Source organism: Aeromonas sp. 3P (genome assembly GCF_051919745.1).
Classification (GTDB): domain Bacteria; phylum Pseudomonadota; class Gammaproteobacteria; order Enterobacterales; family Aeromonadaceae; genus Aeromonas; species Aeromonas veronii.
Window position 1 is genome coordinate 4,460,359 of record NZ_JBQBED010000001.1, and the last position, 22,543, is coordinate 4,482,901.

Here is a 22,543-nt window from a genome sequence, read left to right on the forward strand (position 1 = left end):
TTCTCGGTCTTGTTACACGATAAAGGAGAGCAGGAAGGTACCGGCCAGCGCCATCAGGGAGGCGACCAAGGTGGCGGTGGTGTAGTACTTGAGCGTTTCGTTCAGGGTGGCGCCGCAATACTGCTTGACCAGCCAGAACAGAGAGTCAGTCACCATGGTGCAGCCAATGGCACCGGAGCCGATGGCCAGGGTCATGATCTCCGGGCTGATATCCGGGTAGTGCACCATGATGGGGGAGACGATAGCGGTAGCGCCCATCATGGCGACGGTGGCGGAGCCCACGGCGGCGTGCAGCACGATAGCCACCAGCCAAGCGAGCAGAATCGGGTGCATATCCAGCTGGGAGAGAATGGTGGCCAGACTATCGCCCAGCCCGCTTGCCTTGAGTACGCCGTTGAAGGCGCCGCCCGCTCCGATAATGAGCAGGATATTGGCGATGGAAGAGAAGCACTCCTCGGTCTTGTTGAGCAGCCCTTCCATCTTCATCTGCTGGCGGATCCCCAGCACGTAGTAGGCGGTGAAGGCGGCGATAAACATGGCGGTGATGGGGTTGCCGATAAACTCCAGCACGGTGTAGAGGTGGCTGGCGTGCTCCATATTGAGCTCGGCGACCGTCTTGGCCAGCATCAGCAGGATGGGCAGCAGCACGGTAAAGAGCGAGGCGCTTAAGGTCGGGAGAGTTGCTTCATCGCGGGCCTTGATGTCGGCAAAGGCTGCGGGCACCTCCTTGAACGGGAGCCGGTTACCCAGCAGCTTGAGGAACAGCGGGCCGCCCACCAGCGAGGCAAACAGCCCGACCGCGAGGCCATAGACAATGACCGAGCCGACGTCAGCCCCCAGCTGATTGGTGACGTAGAGGGCTGCCGGGTGCGGCGGCACTATGCAGTGCACGGCCATCAGGGCGGTGCAGAGCGGAATGGCCAGGGTCAGCAGCGAGGTTCTGGTCTTGCGGGCGATAGAGAAGGCGAGCGGGATCAGCAGCACCACCCCGACTTCGACAAACAGGGTGATGCCGCACACCAGACCCACCAGCACCATGATGACCTGTGGCGAGAGCCAGCGGCATTTCTGCAGGGCGAGGCCGATGCGCTCCGCCGCCCCTGACACCTCCATCATCTTGCCGAGTATGGTGCCAAGACCGATGACGGCGGCGAGAAAGCCTAGCGTGCCGCCAATGCCATCTTCCATGGCGCTGACCATCTTGAGGGGCTCCATCCCCATCAGGGTGCCGACATAGAAGCTAGCCAGCAGCAGGGCAAGGAAAGGATGCACCTTGCCCTTCACTATGGTGACCACGATAAGAACGATGCTACTTAGCAAGGTAGCGATGACCCATACCTCTGAACTCATACTGCGCCTCGACATCTGTTGTGTGTGATTGTTTATGCGCTTATTGAATGAAAATGAGGCGGGGCTGACAAATGATGAAATCGACCACTTGAGTGAGCCGAGGTGATGCAAGAGCGCTGCATTGGTCACAATTTATCGAAATCACACTCTTTGGGTCTTTTGGTTTCATCCTGAAAGTGGCCTGTGGGTGTATCATCGGCGGCTCTTGCGAAGAGGGGGATGAATGTATAACGGGGATAATTACATATCGCGCAACAAGCTGTTGAGCGGCTACCAGTTGGCCAAGTTGCACACCTTCGAGGCGGCCGCCCGCCACGGATCCTTTGCCATGGCGGCTGATGAATTGTCGCTGAGTCCCAGTGCCGTGAGTCACCGGATCAGCGCGTTGGAAGAGGAGCTGGGGTTCAAGCTCTTTGAGCGTTTTCACCGCAAGGTGGTACTGACGGCGGATGGGCAGCGGGTGTTCTGGGCGCTCAAATCCTCGCTGGAGTTCATCAATCAGGAGATCCTGGAGATCAAGAATCAGGAGCTCTCCGGTACCCTGACCATCTATTCGCGTCCCTCCATCGCCCAGTGCTGGCTGGTGCCCAGGTTGGCTGATTTCTCCCGCCAGCATCCGCAGATCGAGCTCAATATCATCACCGGCAACGAGAACATCAACCTGCATGGTTATGGCATCGATTTGACCCTCTATTTCGATGAGAAGAGCCCGGAGCGGCTTGCCATCCACCCGCTGATGGATGAGTACATGCTGCCGGTCTGCAGCCCGGCATATGCCGAGCAGCACAGGCTTGTCGGTAATCCCGCCAACTTGTCCTTGTGCCGTCTGCTTCATGATCGGCAGGCATGGGGATTTGACTCGGATACCGACGAATGGAGCTGCTGGGCTCGCCACGCCGGGGTCAGCCTCGAGGCATGCCAGCTGAGCATGGGTTTTGATCGCTCGGATCTCGCCATCATCGCCGCTATGAATCACGCCGGGATCGCCATGGGGCGCAAGAATCTGGTGAGCAAGCGACTGGCACGCAACGAGCTGGTGGCCCCTTTCCCCGGGCTCGAGGTCAAGTGCGAGCAGCGTTATTACATGGCGACCCTGCCCAACCGGGCGTGTCCCAAGATCCAGGCCTTTATCGACTGGGCGCAGGAAATGGCTGCCGAGATGGAATGAGCCGCTGTTGTCAGGCGAGAGAACAAAATGGCGGCGGCAACATGCGAGTTAACGGAGGTAGCGGTTTAACATGGCGGGAAATAGGGGAGAGTGTCAGCGGAATAGCCTTGCTGCCAACCGTGGCTGGCAGCAAGGCAACGGTCGGGATCAGGTGGTCTTTTCCAGATGGTTCTGGTAAATCTGCTGCCACTTGTCCAGTTCGTTTTCATCACCCTGCTGCTGCCAGAACTCGCAGATGGAACTCGCCATCTCGCATGCCATGGCGTGGTCACCGTCACGGCGACTCATCAGGTATTGCCCCAGCCAGCTTTGATACTGTTTCATTGCACGATCTCCTTATCTATTTAACCCTTGATACTGCAGCTGTGGGACACCCGTCCGGCAGTGTTGCGCCACACTCCACTTTCGCCGCGCGCTGCTTGTTGTCGCCGCGCGTGTTGTCAATCAGGACAGAGAGCGTATGAGAAAAAGGCAAAAGTGTTAAAAATTGGCCACCACCTTATCACAAAATGGTGTGATATGCAGGCTTTGGGTCCAATTGAGTTATAAGCGCGGGTTGTGTGTCCCGACATCGCGACAGGGATTGACGGAAAGTATCGGCACGCAACTTGTGCCGCAAGCAGGCGTTTGAGCGGCTACTGGGTCACCCGACGTGCCTGCCAGTAGCGACTGTTCCAGTAGACGTTGTCGAGGCGGGAGCGGATCACTCCCTTGCTGGTGGAGGCGTGAATAAACTCGCCGGCACCTGTGTAGACCCCCACATGGTACTGTTGCCAGCCGGTTTTGAAGAAGACCAGATCCCCGTGTTGCAGCCGGTAGCGATCCACCGGTTTGCCAATGCTGGCCTGAGATTCGGTGGTTCTTGGCAGGTTGAAGCCCAGCACCTGACTGTAGGCGAGCTGGGTGAAGGCGGAGCAGTCTAGCCCGGCACGGCTGGCGCCGCCCATGCGGTAGGGAACACCGCGCCATTGTTGGTAGAAGCCATCAAAGGCACTGCTCTGCCGGGGGGCCGGAGGCGGCTCCGGCGTGCTGGAACAGGCGGCCAGCAGCAGAGTCAGCAGGGATAGCAGCAGCTTGCGATACATCGGGCTCTCTCCACGGACAGGTCTACCAAACGAGACATTTATCGAACGCCATATCCTGCCAAATCGTTTTGGCGGTAGGGGGCGCGACAACTTTTCCATCATAAACAAGGATCTGGCTCCAGACCTAGTCTCCGAGAGGAAAAATGTGGTGGGGAACTGAAAAACGCCAACCCGAGGGCTGGCGTTTGTTGTCACTCGTTGTGGCTGATCAGCGGTTTAAGCAGCTCGGCCAGCTTGTAGAAGGTCTGCACCCGGGTGGTGCTGGGGCGCCAGACCAACCCGATTTCGCGATAGGAGGTCTCTCCCGGCAGCGGGATGGCCACCAGATCGGAGTTGGCAAGAATGCCTGCATCGATGGCCATCTGCGGCAGGAAGGTGGTGCCAAGACCCGCTTCCACCATCTGTACCAGGGTGTGCAGGCTGGTGGCGGCGAACGGGTTGATCTTGCTCTTGTCCCGCAGGCGACAGGCGCTCACTGCGTGCTCGGTGAGGCAGTGCTCCCGCTCCAGCAGGAAGATGCTCTGGTTGGGCAGCTCCTTGTAGTCGAACGGGGTATGCAGACCGGCCGCCATGCTGGCGGGCATCACCATGTGGAACGGATCCTGACCGACGGTCTTGCAGTGAAATCCACCTATCTCGATGGGCAGGGCGAGGATCAGCAAGTCGAGCTGACCCTGTTCCAGCTGCTTGAGCAGATTGCTGGTGGTGTCTTCACGCAGCAACAATTCGAGGTCAGGATAGGTTTTGCTGCACTCTTTCAGCAGCTTGCTCAGCAAGAAGGGGGCGATGGTGGGAATGCAGCCCAGACGTACCGTCCCCTGCATCACGCCACCCTGATGTTGCCCGAGCTCCATCAGATCCCGCGCATCGGAGAGCAAATTGCGAGCGCGCTCGACGATTTCCATGCCGACCGGGGTCATAATGAAGCTCTTGTGGTCCCGCTCCACCAGTTGCAGGTTCATCATGTCCTCCAGCGTCTGGATCCCGGTACTCAGGGTCGACTGGCTGACATGACAGGCCTTGGCGGCGCGGTTGAAGTTCTTGTGCTCATCGAGAGCGACCAGATATTGCAGCTGTTTGAGGCTGGGCCAACGTTGCATAGAAAAACCCGATTAATGCTATCTATTTAATTTGATTTAACTAATCTACCACCGGGTCTATAGTTTGTCGCTTGAATTAGATGGACTTGGCTCTAGGTAGCCCAATCCTCACCGGATTGTTCACTTCACATAAAGAGGAATTGAATATGGTATTGGTAGGCCGTCCCGCACCCGATTTTACCGCCGCAGCTGTTCTGGGTAATGGCGAGATCGTTGATTCATTCAACCTGTCATCCCACATCAAAGGCAAAGCTGCCGTTGTCTTCTTTTATCCGCTCGATTTCACCTTCGTCTGCCCGTCCGAGCTGATTGCCTTCGATCACCGTTATGAAGAGTTCCAGAAGCGTGGCGTGGAAGTGATTGGTGTTTCCATCGATTCCCAGTTCTCCCACAATGCATGGCGTAACACCAAAGTGGAAGATGGCGGTATCGGTCAGGTCAAGTACCCGCTGATCGCCGACGTGAAACACGAAATCTGCAAAGCCTATGACGTTGAGCATCCGGAAGCCGGTGTGGCGTTCCGTGGCTCCTTCCTGATCGACAAGAACGGTGTCGTTCGTCACCAGGTTGTCAACGATCTGCCGCTGGGCCGCAACATCGACGAGATGCTGCGCATGGTCGATGCCCTGCAATTCCACGAAGAGCACGGCGAAGTGTGCCCGGCTCAGTGGGAAAAAGGCAAAAAAGGTATGCAAGCCTCTCCGGACGGCGTTGCCAAGTACCTGTCCGAGAATGCTGACTCCCTGTAATCGGGTCGCACTCTCCTTGAAGAACCGGCGTCTTGGCGCCGGTTTTTTTATACCTGAGATTTATCCATCCTCTGACATAGTGGCCAGACATTTCTCGCTCCATCGCTCGCTATTCCAAGCGGCCGTTCGCTGGCGTACTCGTTGTTTCGAAATGAGGTGCTGATCCGAATGGCTGGGTGGGATATGCCGACAGACAATCGCCATAAAAAAAGCGCGCCATAGGCGCGCTCAGTTCACAAGCGAAGAAGTTATTCCTCAAAGATCCCGAAGTGATCCTTGGCGAAATTGACCCGCTGCTCCACGTTCATCTTCACCTGCCCCAGCTTCTCGATGGTCTTGAGGTTGGGCACCAGGCCGCGACCGTTGGCGATCTGGATGGCAAGACCGGGGCGGGCGTTGAGCTCCAGCAGCATGGGGCCGCGGAACTTGTCCAGCACCATATCGGTACCGATATAGCCCAGACCCGACATCTCGTAGCAGGAGGCGGCCAGGGTGAGCAGGGTATCCCAGTGGGGCACCTTGAGTTCATAGAGGTCAAGGCCGGTGTCCGGGTGGTGGCGCAGCGGATTGCCAAACTGCACCGCCCGCAGGGCACGACCGGTACGCAGGCACAGACCCACCCCCACGGCGCCCTGGTGCAGGTTCGCCTTGCCATCGGAGGCGGCGGTGGAGAGGCGCATCATCGCCATCACCGGGAACCCCTTGAAGATGATGACCCGGGCATCGGTACCCCTTCAAAAGAGTAGCCGTCGAACACATCATCAAAGTTGATGAGGCCTTCGACCAGTGCCACGTCTGGCTTGCCGCCAAGCGAATAGAGCCCCGCCAGAATGTTGGAAACATGGCGCTCCAGATCCTGACCGGTAGAGGCGCTGCCGTTGGGTTTATAGAAGAGGCCATCTTCCTGACGCAGGATCACCAGGATCCCCTTGCCGCCCGAGCCACGGGCCGGCTTGATGCAGAAGCCCGGCCAATCTTTTACCAGCTCGGTGATGCGACCCACATCGTGCTGGGCACGGATGGTACCGATCAGCTCAGGCACTGTGACCCCTGCATCCAGCGCAATTTGCTTGGTCTGCAGCTTGTCATCCACCAGCGGATAGAGGCTGCGCGGATTGTAGCGGCTGATGTAGGAGTGGTTGCGTTTGTTCATGCCGAGGATGCCTGATTGGGACAGGCTCCACGGGGTGGTGTATTTTTCCCAGAACCACATCGGTTACTTGTCCTTACCCGGGGTGACGCCAGATTTCATCTCGTCCACCAGCGGCTTGAAGCGCTTCAGTTCGCTCAGCTTGTAGCCGGTGTAGTTACCCATCAACAGCACGGTCGCCATCAGCACCAGCTGCAGGCCGAGGAAGTTGAAGGTGAGGTGACGAATAAGCTCGTTATCCATGGCCAGATAGGCGATGACGGCAACCAGCAGAGAGCCACCACCCTGGCGGAACACCTCTTTCGGGCCCTCTTCTTCCCACAGGATGGACATCCGTTCGATGGTCCAGGAGAGGATGATCATCGGGAAGAAGGTGATCTTCATACCATCGGTCAGCCCCAGCTTGAAGGCGAACGCGGAGAAGATACCGATCATCGAGATAACCATGATGATGATGGCCGATATTCGGGCGACCAGCAGCAGGTTAAGCCGAGACAGATAGGAGCGGATGATGAGACCGGTGCCGACGATCAGCAGGAAGCCGATGAGACCGGTGACCAGCGAGGTCTGGATAAAGGCGACCGCGATCAGCACCGGCATAAAGGTACCGGAGGTCTTGATCCCCACCAAAACCCGCAGGAACACCACCATCAGCACGCCGATCGGGATCAGCAGCAAGCCCTTGAACAGAGTCTGCTCTTCCAGCGGCAGGCTGTGGATGGAGAAGTTCATCATCTCTGATTTTTCGAACTTCTGCGCCAGTGCCACGCTAACCGGCTGCTCCTGCTCGATCATCGAGAAGCTGACACGGGAGTTGTGACCACCGGTCACGTCCAGCAGGGCGCCGGAGTTATACTCCCACAGCAGCAGGTTGGCCGGACGACCCTGTTCACCGGTTTGCGGGTTGAACAGCTTGTAGTCGGTCGGGCTGTTGAATACCTGCAGGTAATCCACCAGTTCCTGACGACGGCGGCCATCTTCCAGATTCAGGGCATGCACCACGCGGGTGGGGACGTCAGCATTGTTGAGCAGCTCGGCGATCAGGTTGGCGCGGCTCTTGTGCTTTTTCAGCAGCTCGGCGTTCTGCTCCTGCTTCTCGATCTCCTTGATGATCTCGCGAGTCAGGGTGTAGCCGTCGGCAGAGCGCTCCTGTGCCCGCTCGAGGATCTGCTTCATCGCGGTGGCATAAGGCTCACTTTCGATCTGCTTCTCGATGGCGGGCGGTTGCGGATTGGCGGCCGGTTTGGCATGGGCATCCGCCATCATGTCGACGCGGTAGTAGAGCTCCTGACGGCCAGAGGCGGTGCGGATGGACCACTCGGCGCGGGCATCGCCATCTTTCTCGACAAAGGAGAGGCCGTAGCCGGGGCTGGCGGCGTTCTCGTTCATCAGGGTGAAACCGGGCTGGGTGCCCGGAATGGCCAGGGAGGCGATCACCGGCTCACCGGTCGCCTCAAACTCCAGCTTGGCTTCGATGGACCAGATCTGGCGCTTTTCACCGGGCGTCAGCGGCACATCCAACGCGATATGGTGATAGATCGTCATCCCCAGGCCGACAATGTACAGCAGGGCTACCAGCAAATAGAACGGCTTACGGGAAACCATGGATTATTTCACATCCTTGAGCTTGGGTTTGGGTTGGATATATTCGCGGGCCACATCAACCACGGCGATGTCTTTCAAAAATTCGCGACCCAGCAGCACAGGGAAGGTCATGTCGCTACGGTCTTTCAGGGTAAATTCGGCTTTCTCGGTCATGTCGCCAATGCGCACGGCCAGACGCACCACCGGACGGCGGTCCAGATCGTCGGCAGAGGCCTGACGCACACGCACATGGCGTACCAGCGGCGCTTCGATCTGGATCTTGTCGTCCACTTCCTGATGGCTCAGGAAGAAGCGCACCCAGTTTTTGCCGTTGCGCTCGAAAATGGTGATCTCCTGCGCACTGATGGAGGAGGTGGTCGCACCGGTATCGACCCGCGCCTGGAAGGCGTCGTTGGCTGCATCAACCCAGATCCACTCGGCTTCACCGACCATCAGTTTGCCATCGATGGTGTGACCCTGATTGGGGGCCGGGCACTTCTCGGTGGGGATGGCCATCGGCTTGGGCGGCTCGGAGGGGAGGGTGGCGAGCTTGTGGTCTACTTGCTTGACGGACTCTTTCATATTGGTGACATCTGTGTTGAGCTGAACCAGCAGGTGCTGTTGCTGCACATACTGCTTCTGTTGCTGTTCCATGGATGTTTGCAGGCGTTGCTCGCTCTGGCTCAGCTCGCTACGAAGCTCGGCCAGCGTCAGAGCAGGGACCTGAGGCGCTTTTTCCATATTGACACACCCGCCGAGACTAAGCAGGGAGAGCAGGGTCATTCCTTTTAATTTGCTTTTCATGTCATTCATTTAACTGTGCTTCCTGGAATTGGGTCAGTGTAACTTCCTGAATCGCCATCGGCTAGTCTTTGGCCTTGCGGGCAATCAGTACGGCACGTTTCGGCGCCGGGTGTCCTTCTACCGTGAGTGCTGGATTGTCTGGATCCAGATAGTCACTCAGGGATTCATTAATCATCCAGTCGGTACGACGCTGTTCGTCGGTGCTGGTCATATTCTCGTCTACTATCCGCACGTCGGTGAAGCCGCAGCGCTCGACCCACAGCTTGAGGGCGCGGCTTGAGGGAATAAACCAGACGTTGCGCATCTTGCCGTAACGGTCAGTGGGCATCAGCACGTCGTTGACACCGCCGTCAATCACTAGCGTCTCCAGCACCAGCTCGCCATCATCTTTCAATTGATTGCGCAGCTGCTCGATGTGCTCGATGGGGGATTTGCGGTGATAGAGCACCCCCATGGAGAAGACGGTGTCAAAGGCCCGCAGCTCCGGCAGCTCCTGAATGCCGAGCGGCAACAGGTGGGCGCGCTGATCATTGCCCGCGAAGTGGCGAATGGCCTCGAACTGGCAGAGAAACAGCGGGCTAGGGTCGATGCCGACCGCCAGCTTGGCCCCTTCACCCACCATACGCCAGAGGTGGTAGCCGCTGCCGCAACCCACATCCAGCACGTAACGGCCTTCGAGCGGGCTGATATGGGGCAGCACCCGATCCCACTTCCAGTCAGAGCGCCACTCGGTGTCGATATGGATGCCGTGCACGGTGAACGGCCCCTTGCGCCAGGGCATGAAGTGGCGCAGCAGGCTCTCGACCTTCTTGCGTTCACCTTCGCCAATGCTCTCGGCCGAGCCAATCTCGACCCGGCTTTTCAGCTCGATGTTGCCGGGGGAGACCACCGGCAGCTTGTTGAGGGCGCGGTTCCAGCGCGGCAGGTCGCCATGCTGGTTGTCATGTTGCCAGGCGTGCAGCTGGGCGGGCAGGGTATGCAGCCAGTGGCTCAGCCGGTTTTTGGCAATCAGTTGATAGAAATTGGCAAAGTCGATCATGGCTGGGCGTCGCTGGATTTGATGGCAATCATGGAGCCGAAGTTAAAGCATTGGAACCAGAGATCCTGATGGACGAAACCGGCATCCCGTAGACGGGCCTGATGCACCGGCAGGCTGTCGGTGCGCATCACGTTCTCAAGGGCAGTGCGTTTCTGGCTGATCTCCAGCTCGCTGTAGCCATTGGCCCGCTTGAAGTCGAGGTGAAGATCGATGAGCAGCTCGTTGACCGGTTCATCTTCGAAGCGGAACTTTTCGCTCAGGATCAGGATCCCGCCCGGGCGCAGACCATCGTGAATGCGCTGGATCAGGGCGGCCCGTTTTTCTGGCTCGACAAATTGCAGAGTGAAGTTGAGCACCACCACGGAGGCGTTCTCGATCTCGATGTCGCAGATATCCGCCTCCACCAGCTCCACCGGCACCTCGGATTTGAAACCGGAGAGGTGGGCGCGGGCGCGCTCAATCATCGGGTGGGAGAGATCCACCGCGGTGATGCGGCAGCCGGACTGGCTGACATGGCGACGCATCGCCTGGGTCGCGGCGCCCAGTGAGCAGCCGAGATCATAGAGTCGGCTCTCGGGTTGGGCGTAGCGGGCGGCCATCATGCCGATGGCGGAGATGATGTTGCTGTAACCCGGCACCGAGCGCTGGATCATATCGGGAAACACGTCGACGACCTGTTCGTCAAAACAGAAGTCTCCCAATCGGGCGATCGGGGCGGCAAAAATTTGATCTTTGGTATGCATGCTGGCGCAACCTGACAGCCGGGACATCACCCGGCTGTATTGTTCAATTGAGTCGTTGGGTGACACCCATCAGAGTAGATTTATCACCTGTTTACGAACGGGTTGGCTGGTCGTGAAATCCTTTGGACCTGTCCTGTTCGTACGGGCCATGTTCCGGACCCTTACTTGGGGCGGTAGTGTAGAGGATTGATGCCCGTTTGTCTTGACGCCAGGGCTTGCCACGCCACAAAAAAGCACTTTTTTTGCAGCGAAACGATGGCCGCAGAATGGGTTGGCTAAAAGCGCAGCACTCCCTGCCGTGCGCGATCGTTTTCCCCCGGCCAGGGGGCCATCTCCTGCTCCAGCAAGCGGGTGATCTGACGGGCCAGCTCAGGTGCCTGGGCGTTGTCGGCAGTATGTATATAGAGGTAGAGATCTTTCCCCTCCGCGAGCCACTGGCGCCAGTGGGGGAGCCAGCTGGGCAGGAAGGGGTGATTGGCCGCCGGATCCGGAAGGCCGATAAAGCGCACCATGGGGGCGTTGGCGGTGGCCAGCAGATGTACCGGCAGGCGTGGCTTCTTGCCCTGGGCATCGACAAGGGCTGGCGTGGTTGCTGGCACCGAGAAGAGTGGCCGGCTGTCGAGCATCACCCGGTTCACACCCTGTTCCATCAGCAGTCGGTTCAATGCCCGCTCGGCCTCCCCCTTGGCGAAGAAGTCGTGGTGGCGCACTTCGAGGGCGTAGCGAAAAGCCCGCGGCAGCCGATCGATGAAGGCCGCCAGTCTGGCCAGCCCCTGTGGCCCGAAACGGGCGGGCAACTGCAGGGTGAGCAGACCCAGCTTGTCGTGCAGCGGGGCGAGCAGGCGAATAAAGTCGGCGACTTGCTTGTCTGCGCTCACCAGATCGCTCTGGTGGCTGATGGTTTGCGGAAACTTGAAGTTGAAACGAAAGTGATCGGGCACCGCATCGGCCCAGCGCTGTACCGTGTCCGGTGTCGGCAGGGCGTAGAAGGTAGTGTTACCCTCCACCGAGTTGAACACGGTGGCGTAGTGGGCGAGGTGTTCGGCAGGCTTGGCGCCAAGGCCCAGCAACTGGCCGGGCCAGCTGGGGTGGGACCACTGTGGCATGCCCAAATAGAGGCTCATGATGGCTATTCTCTTCGCTCTTGGTGCATTCGTGCCGATTTTTTGCCCGCTTTTTGCCATCGAGTGCAAAAAACTGGCGAAAGGAGGCTGCTGGCCATTTTACCCAAAAGGGGGTTTTCCTCTATAATGCCAGCCCTTTTGTTTTTCAATTTCTTGTGACCCATGCCTATCTACGAATATCGTTGCGACGTCTGTGGCCATGAATTGGCAAAACTGCAAAAGCTTTCCGATGCCCCCCTGACCGACTGTCCGGCCTGTAGCAAGCCGAATCTGGTCAAGCTGATATCGGCGGCAGGCTTCCGGCTCAAGGGAACCGGATGGTACGAGACTGATTTCAAACCGGGTAAGAAAAAGAATCTGGCCAGCTGTGAGACAGACGGTGCTTGCCAGTCGTGCCCGGCGGCCCAAGGTTAACCGTCTCTCTACAATTTCGAAGGAAGAAGTCCATGCGCTCTATCTATTGCGGACAGGTCAATGAGGCCCATGCAGGGCAGACCATTACATTGTGCGGTTGGGTTCATCGTCGTCGTGATCTCGGCGGTCTGATCTTTATCGATATGCGCGACCGGGAAGGGATCGTTCAGGTGTTCTTCGATCCGGACAAGCCGGATGCGTTCGCCCTGGCCTCCGAGCTGCGCGGCGAGTTCTGCATCCAGGTGACCGGCGTGGTGCGCACCCGTCCCGAGTCCCAGCGCAACAGCGACATGGCCACCGGTGCCATCGAAGTGTTCGCCCACGAACTCAACATCATCAACCGTGCCGAGCCGCTGCCGCTGGACTTCAATCAGGTCAACAGCGAAGAGATCAGCCTCAAGTATCGTTACCTGGATCTGCGTCGTCCCGAGATGGCCAAGTACCTGAAGACCCGTGCCAAGGCCAGCGCCTTCGTACGCCGCTTCATGGACGAGCACGGCTTCCTCGATATCGAGACCCCGATGCTGACCAAGGCCACCCCGGAAGGTGCCCGTGACTATCTGGTGCCGAGCCGCGTGCACAAGGGCAAGTTCTACGCTCTGCCGCAATCACCCCAGCTGTTCAAGCAGTTGCTGATGATGTCCGGCTTCGATCGCTACTACCAGATCGTCAAGTGCTTCCGTGACGAAGACCTGCGTGCCGACCGCCAGCCGGAATTCACCCAGATCGACGTGGAGACCTCCTTCATGACCGCGCCGCAGGTGCGTGAAGTGATGGAAGAGATGATCCGCAAACTGTGGCTGCACATCCTGAACGTGGATCTGGGCGACTTCCCGATCATGACCTTCGACGAAGCCATGCGTCGCTACGGCTCCGACAAGCCGGACCTGCGTCTGCCGATGGAGCTGGTTGATGTGGCTGACCTGCTGACTGCTGTCGAGTTCGCCGTGTTCGCGGGCCCCGCCAACGATCCGAAAGGCCGTGTGGCTGCCCTGAAAGTCCCGGGCGGTGCCGAGCTCTCTCGCAAGCAGATCGACGAATACACCAAGTTTGTCGGCATCTACGGTGCCAAGGGCCTGGCCTGGATGAAGGTCAACGAAGCGGCCAATGGTATCGAAGGCGTGCAGTCTCCGGTTGCCAAGTTCCTCTCTGACGCCATCGTGCGCGAGATCCTGGCCCGTACCGGCGCAGCCGACGGCGACATCATCTTCTTTGGCGCTGACAGCAAGAAAGTGGTCTGCGATGCCATGGGCGCCCTGCGTCTGAAAGTGGGTCGCGATCTGGGCCTGCTGGAGAACAGCTGGAAACCGCTGTGGGTTATCGACTTCCCGATGTTCGAGGAAGATGGTGAAGGTGGTCTGGCTGCCATGCACCACCCGTTCACCGCGCCGAGCAACATGAGCCCGGCCGAGCTGAAAGCCAATCCGGTGGGTGCTTACGCCAACGCCTACGACATGGTGATCAACGGCTACGAAGTGGGTGGCGGCTCTGTCCGTATCCACAACAGCGAGATGCAATCCACCGTGTTCGATATCCTGGGTATCACCCCGGCCGAGCAGCGCCTGAAGTTCGGCTTCCTGCTGGATGCCCTGAAGTACGGTACCCCGCCGCACGCCGGTCTGGCCTTCGGTCTGGACCGTCTCAGCATGCTGCTGACCGGCACCGAAAACATTCGGGACGTCATCGCCTTCCCGAAAACGACCGCGGCCGCCTGTCTGATGACAGACGCCCCCAGCCTTGCCAATGCCGCCCAACTGGGTGAGCTGGCGATTGCAACCACCGTCAAGGGCGACGAGTAAGCCGATACCGGCACCGGAGGCCGCCGCCGTGCGGCCTCTGTGTTTCCCTTGGGTTAGTCATGATCAGTGTTACTGACATTTAAAAAATAACGGAGAGTCTCTATGGCAGGTCACAGTAAATGGGCCAACATCAAACACCGCAAGGCCGCTCAGGACGCCAAGCGTGGCAAGATCTTCACCAAACTGATCCGCGAAATCACTACCTCCGCGCGTCTGGGTGATGCCGATCCCGCCAACAACCCGCGTCTGCGTGCTGCGGTGACTGCCGCCCTGACCAACAACATGACCCGCGACACCATCAACCGTGCCATTCAGCGTGGCGCCGGTGGTGGCGATGGCGAACAGCTCGAGACCATCGTATACGAAGGTTACGGCCCGGCTGGCTCTGCCGTGATGGTAGAGTGCCTGACCGACAACCGTAACCGTACCGTAGCCGAAGTGCGCCACGCCTTCAGCAAGTGCGGTGGCAACCTGGGCACCGACGGCTCCGTTGCCTATCTGTTCAGCAAGAAAGGTCTGCTGACTTTCGTGGGCGTAGACGAAGATGCTCTGATGGATGCCGCGCTGGAAGCGGGCGCCGATGACGTGGTCACCGAAGAGGATGGCACCATCGAGGTGTACACCACCCCGAACGACTTCGGTACCGTGCTGGACGGTCTGGAAGCTGCCGGCTTCAAGGCCCAGAGCGCCGAAGTGACCATGATCCCCTCCACTGAAGCGGAGCTGGATGCAGAAACTGCACCCAAGCTGATGCGTCTGATCGACATGCTGGAAGATCTGGACGATGTGCAAGAGGTGTATCACAACGGCTCCATCTCCGATGAAGTCGCTGCGACCCTCTGATCGCTGAATCGTGCTCTCCCGATGGCAGCCTGATGGCTGCCATTTTTTTATCTTTGCATCGTGGCAACTGCTGATGTGTCGGTTGAGCAACTGGTGCTGCAACTCTCTTCACTGACAGGATTTCCCGCTTTCTCTGCGCATTATCATTGCTCTATTCATGCCAGTCGGTTGGCCCTGTACGTACGCCAGTCGGCAGTTCTGCTGCGTTGCGATAGCGAGGCTCCGCTTATCCTGTTTATCACCCCTATAGCTCTTGAGATGGCGTTGACTGCTCACATCTGCCCGACAGGGTAATTGCTTTGCGGGTAGGGGAGAGGAGGTGATGGAGCGTGCTCTTGTTATCACTGGTGCCCATCAATACAGAGTGACAGGTTGGGATGTCGATAACGGATTGGCTGGGGCACGCTGGTTGGTTGGGAAGTTAGGGGCTGCACTTGCGCAATCGTCAGGGAGATGATGGCTGTGATTAGTAGCAGATAAAAAAAGCCCGCGCAGTGCGCGGGCTTGTTATCTCAGGACTGGTTATCAGGCCTTGGATTTCTTCTTGCCTTCAACCTTGGCTTCAACCGGGGCAGCAGTTACCGGAGCGGCTTCGGTGAACGGACGACCGTAGTAGGAGTCCAGCAGAACCTGCTTCAGCTCGCTGATCAGCGGGTAGCGCGGGTTGGCGCCGGTGCACTGGTCATCGAAGGCTTCGATAGCCAGCTGGTCAACCTTGGCCAGGAAGTCAGCTTCAGTCACGCCAGCTTCGCGGATAGAGGCCGGGATACCCAGGGTAGCCTTCAGCTCGTCCAGCCAGGTCAGCAGCTTCTCGATCTTGGCAGCGGTGCGGTCACCGGCAGCAGTCAGACCCAGGTGGTCAGCGACTTCGGCGTAACGACGACGAGCCTGCGGGCGGTCGTACTGGGAGAACGCAGTCTGCTTGGTCGGGTTGTCGTTCGCGTTGTAGCGGATGACGTTGCTGATCAGCAGGGCGTTAGCCAGACCGTGCGGAATGTGGAACTCGGCACCCAGTTTGTGAGCCATGGAGTGGCACACACCCAGGAAGGCGTTAGCGAACGCGATACCGGCGATGGTGGCAGCATTGTGCACCTTCTCACGAGCGATCGGGTCGTTGGCACCGTTCTGGTAGCTGGACGGCAGGTACTCTTTCAGCATTTTCAGGGCTTGCAGCGCCTGGCCGTCGGAGTACTCGTTAGCCAGTACGGAAACATAGGCTTCCATGGCGTGAGTCACGGCATCGATACCACCGAAGGCACACAGGGACTTCGGCATGCCCATGACCAGGTTGGCATCAACGATGGCCATGTTCGGGGTCAGCTCGTAGTCAGCCAGCGGATACTTCTGACCAGACACTTCATCGGTTACTACCGCAAACGGAGTGACTTCAGAGCCGGTACCGGAAGTGGTGGTGATACAGACCAGTTCGGCCTTCACGCCCATTTTCGGGAACTTGTAGATACGCTTGCGGATATCCATAAAGCGCATGGCCAGATCTTCGAACGCGGTGTTCGGGTGCTCGTACATCACCCACATGATCTTGGCTGCATCCATCGGTGAACCACCGCCCAGCGCCAGGATAACGTCCGGTTTGAAGGAGTTGGCCATCTCGGCACCCTTGCGAACCACAGCCAGGGTCGGGTCAGCTTCTACTTCGTAGAACACTTCCACTTCCATATTCTGTGCTTTCAGCAGGCTGACCAGTTCATCGGCGTAGCCGTTGTTGAACAGGAAGCGGTCAGTTACGACCATGGCACGCTTTTTACCTTCCAGGTCGCTCAGAGCGATCGGCAGGGAACCACGACGGAAGTAGATGGATTTCGGAAGTTTGTGCCACAGCATGTTTTCTGCCCGTTTTGCGACTGTCTTCTTGTTGATCAGGTGCTTCGGACCCACGTTTTCGGAGATGGAGTTACCGCTCCAGGAGCCGCAACCCAGGGTCAGGGACGGAGCCATTGCGAAGTTGTACAGGTCACCGATACCGCCTTGGGTAGACGGAGTGTTGATCAGGATACGCGCGGTCTTCATCTTGTCGCCGAAGTACTTGATGCGGTCAGCGTTGCGGTCCTGGTCGGTGTACAGACCTGAGGTGTGGCCGATACCACCGATGTTGACCATGTCACAGGCCATATCAACGGCGTTTTCGAAGCTGCTTGCACGGAACATACCGAGCAGCGGGGACAATTTCTCGTGAGCAAACTCATCTTCTGCACACAGCTTGACGCCTTCACCGATCAGGATCTTGGTATCAGCCGGTACAGTCACGCCTGCCATCTCGGCAATCTTGGTGGCTGGCTGGCCAACGATGTTGGCGTTCAGGGCGCCGTTGATCAGGATGACTTTACGGACCTTGTCAGCATCTTCTTTGGAGAGCACGTGGCCCTTGTGGGATGCAAAGCGCTCTTTAACCTGGTCGTAGATGGCATCAACAACGATGACTGCCTGCTCGGAAGCACAGACCACGCCGTTATCGAAAGTCTTGGACATCAGGATGGAGGCAACGGCACGCTTCACGTCGGCGGTTTCGTCGATAACGATAGGTACGTTACCGGCACCCACACCGATAGCAGGCTTACCGGAGGAGTAGGCTGCTTTCACCATGCCCGGGCCACCGGTGGCCAGGATCAGGTTGATGTCTTCGTGCTTCATCAGGGCGTTGGAGAGCTCAACAGACGGTTGGTCGATCCAGCCGATGATGTCTTTCGGTGCACCAGCGGCAACAGCGGCATCCAGTACCAGCTTGGCAGCGGTATTGGTGGAGTTCTTGGCGCGGGGGTGCGGGGAGAAGATGATGGCGTTGCGGGTCTTGAGCGCGATCATGGATTTGAAGATCGCAGTAGAGGTCGGGTTGGTGGTCGGAACGATACCACAGATGATACCTACCGGCTCGGCGATGGTGATGGTACCCATCTGATCATCTTCGCTCAGAATGCCGCAGGTCTTCTCGTCTTTGTACTTGTTGTAGATGTATTCGGAGGCGAAGTGGTTCTTGATAACCTTGTCTTCGATGATACCCATACCGGATTCTTCCACGGCCATCTGGGCCAGGGGGATACGGGCGTTGTTGGCGGCCAGGGCGGCGGCACGGAAGATATTGTCTACCTGCTCTTGAGAGAAGCTGGCGAATTCACGCTGGGCTTCCTTAACGCGGGCGACCAGTGCATCCAGTTCAGCCAAATTGGTTACTGCCATGTTTATCTCCTGATTATTTGAAAACTGTTTAGTAAGACGTTGGCAATGCCCGGCAATTATAGTCGCCCTGTCAAGACGGTATCGTTGCAACAGCTTTTTCACATGCCTTACTAAATCGCTTTCTGAGTCGATTATAGAGCGGGGCTGACTCAGAAAAACTTGATCTGGATCATGTGTAACAAAAGAACAAAAGAAATTTTATTTCACAATCCTTGTTTGACTGATGTTATCGGAATGTGCATCAAAGGGAAAGGCGAGAGACTTGTTAACGCAGGGTAATAAACCACATTTATCAAGTGGTTAATTTCAATCGAACATAGGATTGCAGAGCTATTTTGGCGGTATAGGTTAGCAAATATGAGTGAATCGGTTTCAAAATCACCGACAAACGCACTTTATTCCAGCGTTTGTTGCAAAAATGATTGTTGTTTTAATCCATGACTAATCCACTTTATTCCCCGAGGGGGCCATTTCTGCCCCCTTTCCCGGTTTTTGCATTGTGGCTCTCTTGCCGAGTCAATGAAGTGATGTCTGGCCTGAAATAGTGGGAAGGCAAAGCCTGGATCCTCTCGAGTCGCTCGGTCATTCGGTCTGTCATCGTCGGACTCTCTGGTCATGATTAAGCAGGCTTGCGCTCACTTTTCTGGCGCGTGTCGGGCGGTAGAAAGGGCTTTTGGCATCGGTTTATGCCAGTTAGCGCGGATGCATGAGATGAACTAACTAAAAAACCCTCAAAATGGTGAGATTATTTGATTGGTGCCCGCTCTGGCTATGATGTAAATTTACGCACGAAATTAATGGACTGGCCCGCTGGGCCCGAAACTCTATTGGAAGGCGCCTATGGCAGCAATTGACGTCTCGTTGTATCTGAAGTTTTTTGTCGGTTTGTTCGCAATTATCAACCCGCTTGGTTTGTTGCCGGTGTTTGTCAGTCTGACCAGCCACCATACCCAGGCCGAGCGGATGAAAACCAATACCACCGCCAATATCGCGGTGATGGTGATCCTGCTGGTCTCCATGTATATGGGGCAGCTGATCCTCGATGGGTTTGGCATCTCGCTGGCGTCTTTCCGGATCGCCGGTGGGTCGCTGATTACCCTGATTGCCTGGTCGATGCTGCAGGGCAAGCTGGGCGAGGTGAAGCACAACAAACAGGAGAAGGGCGAATTGGCGGTGCGTGAGTCTATCGCCGTGGTGCCGCTGGCGCTGCCGCTGATGGCGGGTCCCGGTGCCATCTCCTCGGTAATTGTCTATGCCAGCCAGAGCCACTGGCAGCAGCTGCTCGGCATGTCAGTTGTTGTCGTGGTCTTCTCTTTCTGCTCCTGGCTCATCTTCCGTGCCGCGCCGCTGCTGTTCAAGATCATGGGCAACACAGGCATCAACGTGGTGACCCGTATCATGGGTCTTATCATGATGTCGCTGGGTATCGAGATCATGGTGGCCGGTATCAAGGGGGTTTTCCCCAGCCTGATGTGAGCCAGCTCCGCTTTATGAAAGCCGGTCCTCGTGACCGGCTTTTTATTGGTTGCTTTTTGCCCGGTCTTTTCTAGAATCGGTCGTTTGTGTGAAAAATGAGCGCTTTGCCGGTGTTTTAATACTGAAAAAGCGCACGCCAGCTGATTTTTTGACCAGAAAATGACGATTACCCTGACAATATCTGTTGCATTATCGGAATTGGCAGGGAATTATGCTGGGAGCGGGTTTTAACCCCGTCACTTTAAAAAATGCATGGAATGTTCTTGTTGGAGTAGGGAAATGACTCATAAAAAAACAATGATTAACACATTGCTGATGGCTGCACTGTTTGGTGGCGTCAATGTGGCTCAGGCTGCCGATGTCCCGGCGGGAACCAAGCTGGCTGAAGTCCAGCAACTGGTAAAAGGCAACGGCTCAGAGCCTGCGACCCTTGACCCGCACAAGACCGAAGGAACGGTCGAATCCAATATCCTGCGCGACCTGTTTGAAGGTCTCGTTGCATCCGGCCCGAAAGGGGAAATTCTCCCGGCTGTGGCTGAATCCTGGGAAACCAAGGATAACAAGCACTACGTCTTCCACCTGCGCAAAGATGCCAAGTGGTCCAACGGTGACCCGGTCACTGCCCACGATTTCGTTTTTGCTTTCCAGCGTGCCGTTGATCCGAAAACCGCCTCTCCTTACTCCTGGTATCTGGAGATCCCGACTATTGCCAATGCCTCCGAGATCATCGCAGGTAAAAAGCCGGCTGATACGCTGGGCGTGAAGGCGACCGACGACTACACCTTCGAAGTGCAGCTCGAGAAAGCCATCCCTTACTTCGTCAGCATGCTCTCCCACACTACCACCTATCCGGTACCGAAGAAGGTGATCGAGAAGTTCGGTGACAAGTGGACCCAGCCGGAAAATATGGTATCCAACGGTGCCTATACCCTGAAGAACTGGGTGGTGAACGAGCGCGTCGAAGTGGAGCGCAACAAGCACTACTGGAACGATGGCAAGACCGTCATCAACAAGGTGGTCTATCTGCCCATCCAGTCTACCAACGCCGACCTGAGCCGCTATCTGGCGGGCGAAGTGGACATCACCTATCAGATGCCCATCGAGCGCTTCAAGCAGATGAAGAAAGAGAAGCCGGACGAGCTGAAAGTGACCGGTTATGTTGGTACTTACTACTACCAGTACAACGTCAAGAAGAAGCCGTTTGACGATGTGCGTGTCCGTACTGCGCTCTCCTATGCCATCGATCGCAACGTGATCGCCGACAAGGTGATGGGTCAGGGTCAGACGCCGGGTTACACCCTGGTGCCGGACTTCGTCGATGGCTTCAAGCCGGTAGCGCCCGAGTGGTCGAAGATGACCCAGGCTGAGCGTGATGCCAAGGCCAAAGCGCTGCTGCAAGAGGCCGGTTTCGATGCCAGCAAGCCGCTGAAGTTCGAGCTGCTCTACAACACCGATGACAACCACAAGAAAGTGGCTGTGGCCGTGGCCTCCATGTGGAAGAAGCTGGGCGTGCAGGTGAGCCTGGTCAACCAGGAGTGGAAAACTTACCTGGAAACCAAGAAACAGGGTCAGTTTGACGTAGGTCGTGCCGGCTGGATCGCCGACTACAACGAAGCCTCGTCCATGCTGGATCTGATGCAGACCACCCACGGCAACAACGACGGCAAGTACTCCAATCCGGAGTTCGACAAGCTGATGGATTCGTCCCGTGATCAGGTTGATGTGGCGGCCCGTAACAAACTCTACGTCCAGGCTGAAGAGATCCTGGCCAAGGACATGCCGATTGCCCCCATCTACCAGTACGTGACTGCCCGTATGGTCAAACCCTATGTAGGCGGCTACCCGGCCAACCCGCTGGATAACCTCTACAGCAAAGATATGTACATCATTGCTCACTGATTTAAAGCAACAAGTCGCATAACAAGCAGGGCCCGCCGGACGGCGGGCCTTTATTACAACCGCGACCATTTGGAAGCAGTACAGGACAGGAAATGTCTATGTTGAAATTCATTTTTAAACGGCTATTGGAAGCGATCCCGACTCTGCTGGTCTTGATCACCGTCTCTTTCTTCATGATGCGTTTCGCCCCGGGTAACCCCTTTACCAGCGAGCGTTCACTGCCCCCCGAAGTCATCGCCAACATCGAGGCCAAATACGGGCTCGACAAACCCATTGGCATGCAATATCTCACCTACCTGGGCAACCTGGTGCAGGGTGATTTGGGCCCCTCTTTTAAATACAAGGATTTCACCGTCAATGATCTGGTGAGTCAGGCGCTGCCTGTTTCCGCCAAGATCGGGACCACGGCCTTCTTCTTCGCCGTGCTGCTGGGGGTCACCTTCGGCACCATAGCGGCACTGAAACAGAACACCATCATCGACTATCTACTGATGTCGTCGGCCATGGCCGGGGTGGTGATCCCGGGCTTTGTGCTGGCGCCCTTGCTGGTGCTGTTTTTCAGTATTCATCTGGGTTGGTTCCCTGCCGGTGGATGGCAGGGGGGTGGCATCCAGTTTATGGTGCTGCCGGTGTTCGGCATGATGATGTACTACATCTCTGCCATCTCGCGGATCATGCGGGGCAGCATGATCGAGACCATGAACTCCAACTTCATTCGTACCGCCCGTGCCAAGGGCTTGCCGCTGCGCCACATCATCCTGAAACACGCGCTGCGTCCGGCCATGCTGCCAGTGGTCTCCTATCTGGGCCCGGCCTTTGTCGGCATCATCACAGGTTCCGTGGTGATCGAGACCATCTTCGGCCTGCCGGGGATCGGTCAGCTGTTCGTCAACGGTGCCCTTAACCGTGATTACTCCATGGTGCTCGGTCTGACCATTCTGGTCGGCGCCCTCACCATCACCTTTAACGCTGTGGTCGATATTCTCTACGCCTTTATCGATCCCAAGATCCGTTACTAATTCGG

The 22,543-nt window shown here is 57.3% G+C and carries 18 protein-coding genes and 1 pseudogene; 8 read left to right on the top strand and 11 right to left on the bottom strand.

Annotation, left to right across the window (positions count from 1 at the left end):
- Window positions 1-12 precede the first annotated feature (12 nt).
- Complete coding sequence (gene dsdX, locus ACTG19_RS20815; RefSeq protein ID WP_113739204.1) at window positions 13-1,350, bottom strand: D-serine transporter DsdX; 1,338 nt, start codon at window positions 1,348-1,350, stop codon at window positions 13-15.
- 223 nt (window positions 1,351-1,573) lie between these two features.
- On the opposite strand from dsdX, the gene dsdC reads away from it, so the two are divergent.
- Window positions 1,574-2,518, top strand: coding sequence for a DNA-binding transcriptional regulator DsdC (dsdC, locus tag ACTG19_RS20820; protein ID WP_439989529.1), 945 nt, complete (start codon window positions 1,574-1,576; stop codon window positions 2,516-2,518).
- A gap of 147 nt (window positions 2,519-2,665) precedes the next feature.
- Here the strand turns inward: dsdC and ACTG19_RS20825 are convergent, their stop codons facing one another.
- The 3 genes from ACTG19_RS20825 to ACTG19_RS20835 all read right to left on the bottom strand — a co-directional run bounded on the left by ACTG19_RS20825 (window position 2,666) and on the right by ACTG19_RS20835 (window position 4,703).
- Window positions 2,666-2,842: a hypothetical protein gene (locus ACTG19_RS20825; RefSeq protein WP_005337704.1), complete on the bottom strand. Its 177-nt coding sequence runs from the start codon at window positions 2,840-2,842 to the stop codon at window positions 2,666-2,668.
- A gap of 311 nt (window positions 2,843-3,153) precedes the next feature.
- Window positions 3,154-3,603 (bottom strand): C40 family peptidase, encoded by a 450-nt coding sequence (locus tag ACTG19_RS20830; RefSeq protein WP_005337703.1) that lies wholly within the window; start codon window positions 3,601-3,603, stop codon window positions 3,154-3,156.
- 191 nt (window positions 3,604-3,794) lie between these two features.
- Window positions 3,795-4,703: a hydrogen peroxide-inducible genes activator gene (locus ACTG19_RS20835; RefSeq protein WP_005337702.1), complete on the bottom strand. Its 909-nt coding sequence runs from the start codon at window positions 4,701-4,703 to the stop codon at window positions 3,795-3,797.
- 146 nt (window positions 4,704-4,849) lie between these two features.
- On the opposite strand from ACTG19_RS20835, the gene ACTG19_RS20840 reads away from it, so the two are divergent.
- Entirely contained in the window at window positions 4,850-5,452 is a 603-nt protein-coding gene (locus ACTG19_RS20840; RefSeq protein ID WP_005337701.1) for a peroxiredoxin C, read from the top strand.
- Between the two features lie 248 nt (window positions 5,453-5,700).
- On the opposite strand, the pseudogene ACTG19_RS20845 reads toward ACTG19_RS20840, so the two are convergent.
- The 6 genes and pseudogenes from ACTG19_RS20845 to ACTG19_RS20870 all read right to left on the bottom strand — a co-directional run bounded on the left by ACTG19_RS20845 (window position 5,701) and on the right by ACTG19_RS20870 (window position 11,896).
- A pseudogene (locus tag ACTG19_RS20845) lies at window positions 5,701-6,665 on the bottom strand (alpha-L-glutamate ligase-like protein).
- Between the two features lie 3 nt (window positions 6,666-6,668).
- Window positions 6,669-8,207, bottom strand: a complete 1,539-nt coding sequence (locus tag ACTG19_RS20850) for an inactive transglutaminase family protein (protein ID WP_005337699.1) — start codon at window positions 8,205-8,207, stop codon at window positions 6,669-6,671.
- Window positions 8,208-8,210: 3 nt separating this feature from the next.
- Window positions 8,211-8,999: an ATP-dependent zinc protease family protein gene (locus tag ACTG19_RS20855; protein WP_005337698.1), complete on the bottom strand. Its 789-nt coding sequence runs from the start codon at window positions 8,997-8,999 to the stop codon at window positions 8,211-8,213.
- Between the two features lie 52 nt (window positions 9,000-9,051).
- The gene (cmoB, locus tag ACTG19_RS20860) at window positions 9,052-10,029 is read right to left on the bottom strand and encodes a tRNA 5-methoxyuridine(34)/uridine 5-oxyacetic acid(34) synthase CmoB (RefSeq protein ID WP_307896504.1); all 978 of its coding nucleotides are present in this window, start codon (window positions 10,027-10,029) and stop codon (window positions 9,052-9,054) included.
- Window positions 10,026-10,772: a carboxy-S-adenosyl-L-methionine synthase CmoA gene (cmoA, locus tag ACTG19_RS20865; RefSeq protein ID WP_069529805.1), complete on the bottom strand. Its 747-nt coding sequence runs from the start codon at window positions 10,770-10,772 to the stop codon at window positions 10,026-10,028. Before cmoA ends, cmoB begins: the two co-directional genes overlap by 4 nt.
- Before the next feature lie 275 nt (window positions 10,773-11,047).
- Complete coding sequence (locus tag ACTG19_RS20870; protein WP_113739206.1) at window positions 11,048-11,896, bottom strand: DUF72 domain-containing protein; 849 nt, start codon at window positions 11,894-11,896, stop codon at window positions 11,048-11,050.
- Between the two features lie 162 nt (window positions 11,897-12,058).
- Here ACTG19_RS20870 and ACTG19_RS20875 point away from each other — a divergent pair, with 162 nt between their 5' ends.
- From ACTG19_RS20875 to ACTG19_RS20885, 3 genes are all read left to right on the top strand, one after another.
- On the top strand, window positions 12,059-12,310 hold the full coding sequence (locus ACTG19_RS20875; protein WP_005337686.1) for an FmdB family zinc ribbon protein: 252 nt from the start codon (window positions 12,059-12,061) through the stop codon (window positions 12,308-12,310).
- Between the two features lie 32 nt (window positions 12,311-12,342).
- Window positions 12,343-14,109 carry an aspartate--tRNA ligase gene (gene aspS / locus ACTG19_RS20880; protein WP_005337684.1) on the top strand — a complete coding sequence of 589 codons (1,767 nt, stop codon included), beginning with the start codon at window positions 12,343-12,345 and terminating at the stop codon, window positions 14,107-14,109.
- A 102-nt stretch (window positions 14,110-14,211) separates the two neighbouring features.
- A complete protein-coding gene (locus tag ACTG19_RS20885) occupies window positions 14,212-14,952 on the top strand; it encodes a YebC/PmpR family DNA-binding transcriptional regulator (protein ID WP_005337681.1) in 741 nt (246 codons plus the stop codon).
- A 525-nt stretch (window positions 14,953-15,477) separates the two neighbouring features.
- On the opposite strand, the gene adhE is transcribed toward ACTG19_RS20885, so the two are convergent.
- Window positions 15,478-18,144 carry a bifunctional acetaldehyde-CoA/alcohol dehydrogenase gene (gene adhE, locus ACTG19_RS20890; RefSeq protein ID WP_439989530.1) on the bottom strand — a complete coding sequence of 889 codons (2,667 nt, stop codon included), beginning with the start codon at window positions 18,142-18,144 and terminating at the stop codon, window positions 15,478-15,480.
- A gap of 840 nt (window positions 18,145-18,984) precedes the next feature.
- Here adhE and ACTG19_RS20895 point away from each other — a divergent pair.
- The 3 genes from ACTG19_RS20895 to oppB all read left to right on the top strand — a co-directional run bounded on the left by ACTG19_RS20895 (window position 18,985) and on the right by oppB (window position 22,538).
- Window positions 18,985-19,620 carry a YchE family NAAT transporter gene (locus ACTG19_RS20895; protein WP_005337678.1) on the top strand — a complete coding sequence of 212 codons (636 nt, stop codon included), beginning with the start codon at window positions 18,985-18,987 and terminating at the stop codon, window positions 19,618-19,620.
- 279 nt (window positions 19,621-19,899) lie between these two features.
- On the top strand, window positions 19,900-21,519 hold the full coding sequence (locus tag ACTG19_RS20900) for an ABC transporter substrate-binding protein (RefSeq protein ID WP_026035101.1): 1,620 nt from the start codon (window positions 19,900-19,902) through the stop codon (window positions 21,517-21,519).
- Window positions 21,520-21,617: 98 nt separating this feature from the next.
- Entirely contained in the window at window positions 21,618-22,538 is a 921-nt protein-coding gene (gene oppB / locus ACTG19_RS20905) for an oligopeptide ABC transporter permease OppB (RefSeq protein WP_005337672.1), read from the top strand.
- The last annotated feature ends 5 nt before the right edge of the window (window positions 22,539-22,543 follow it).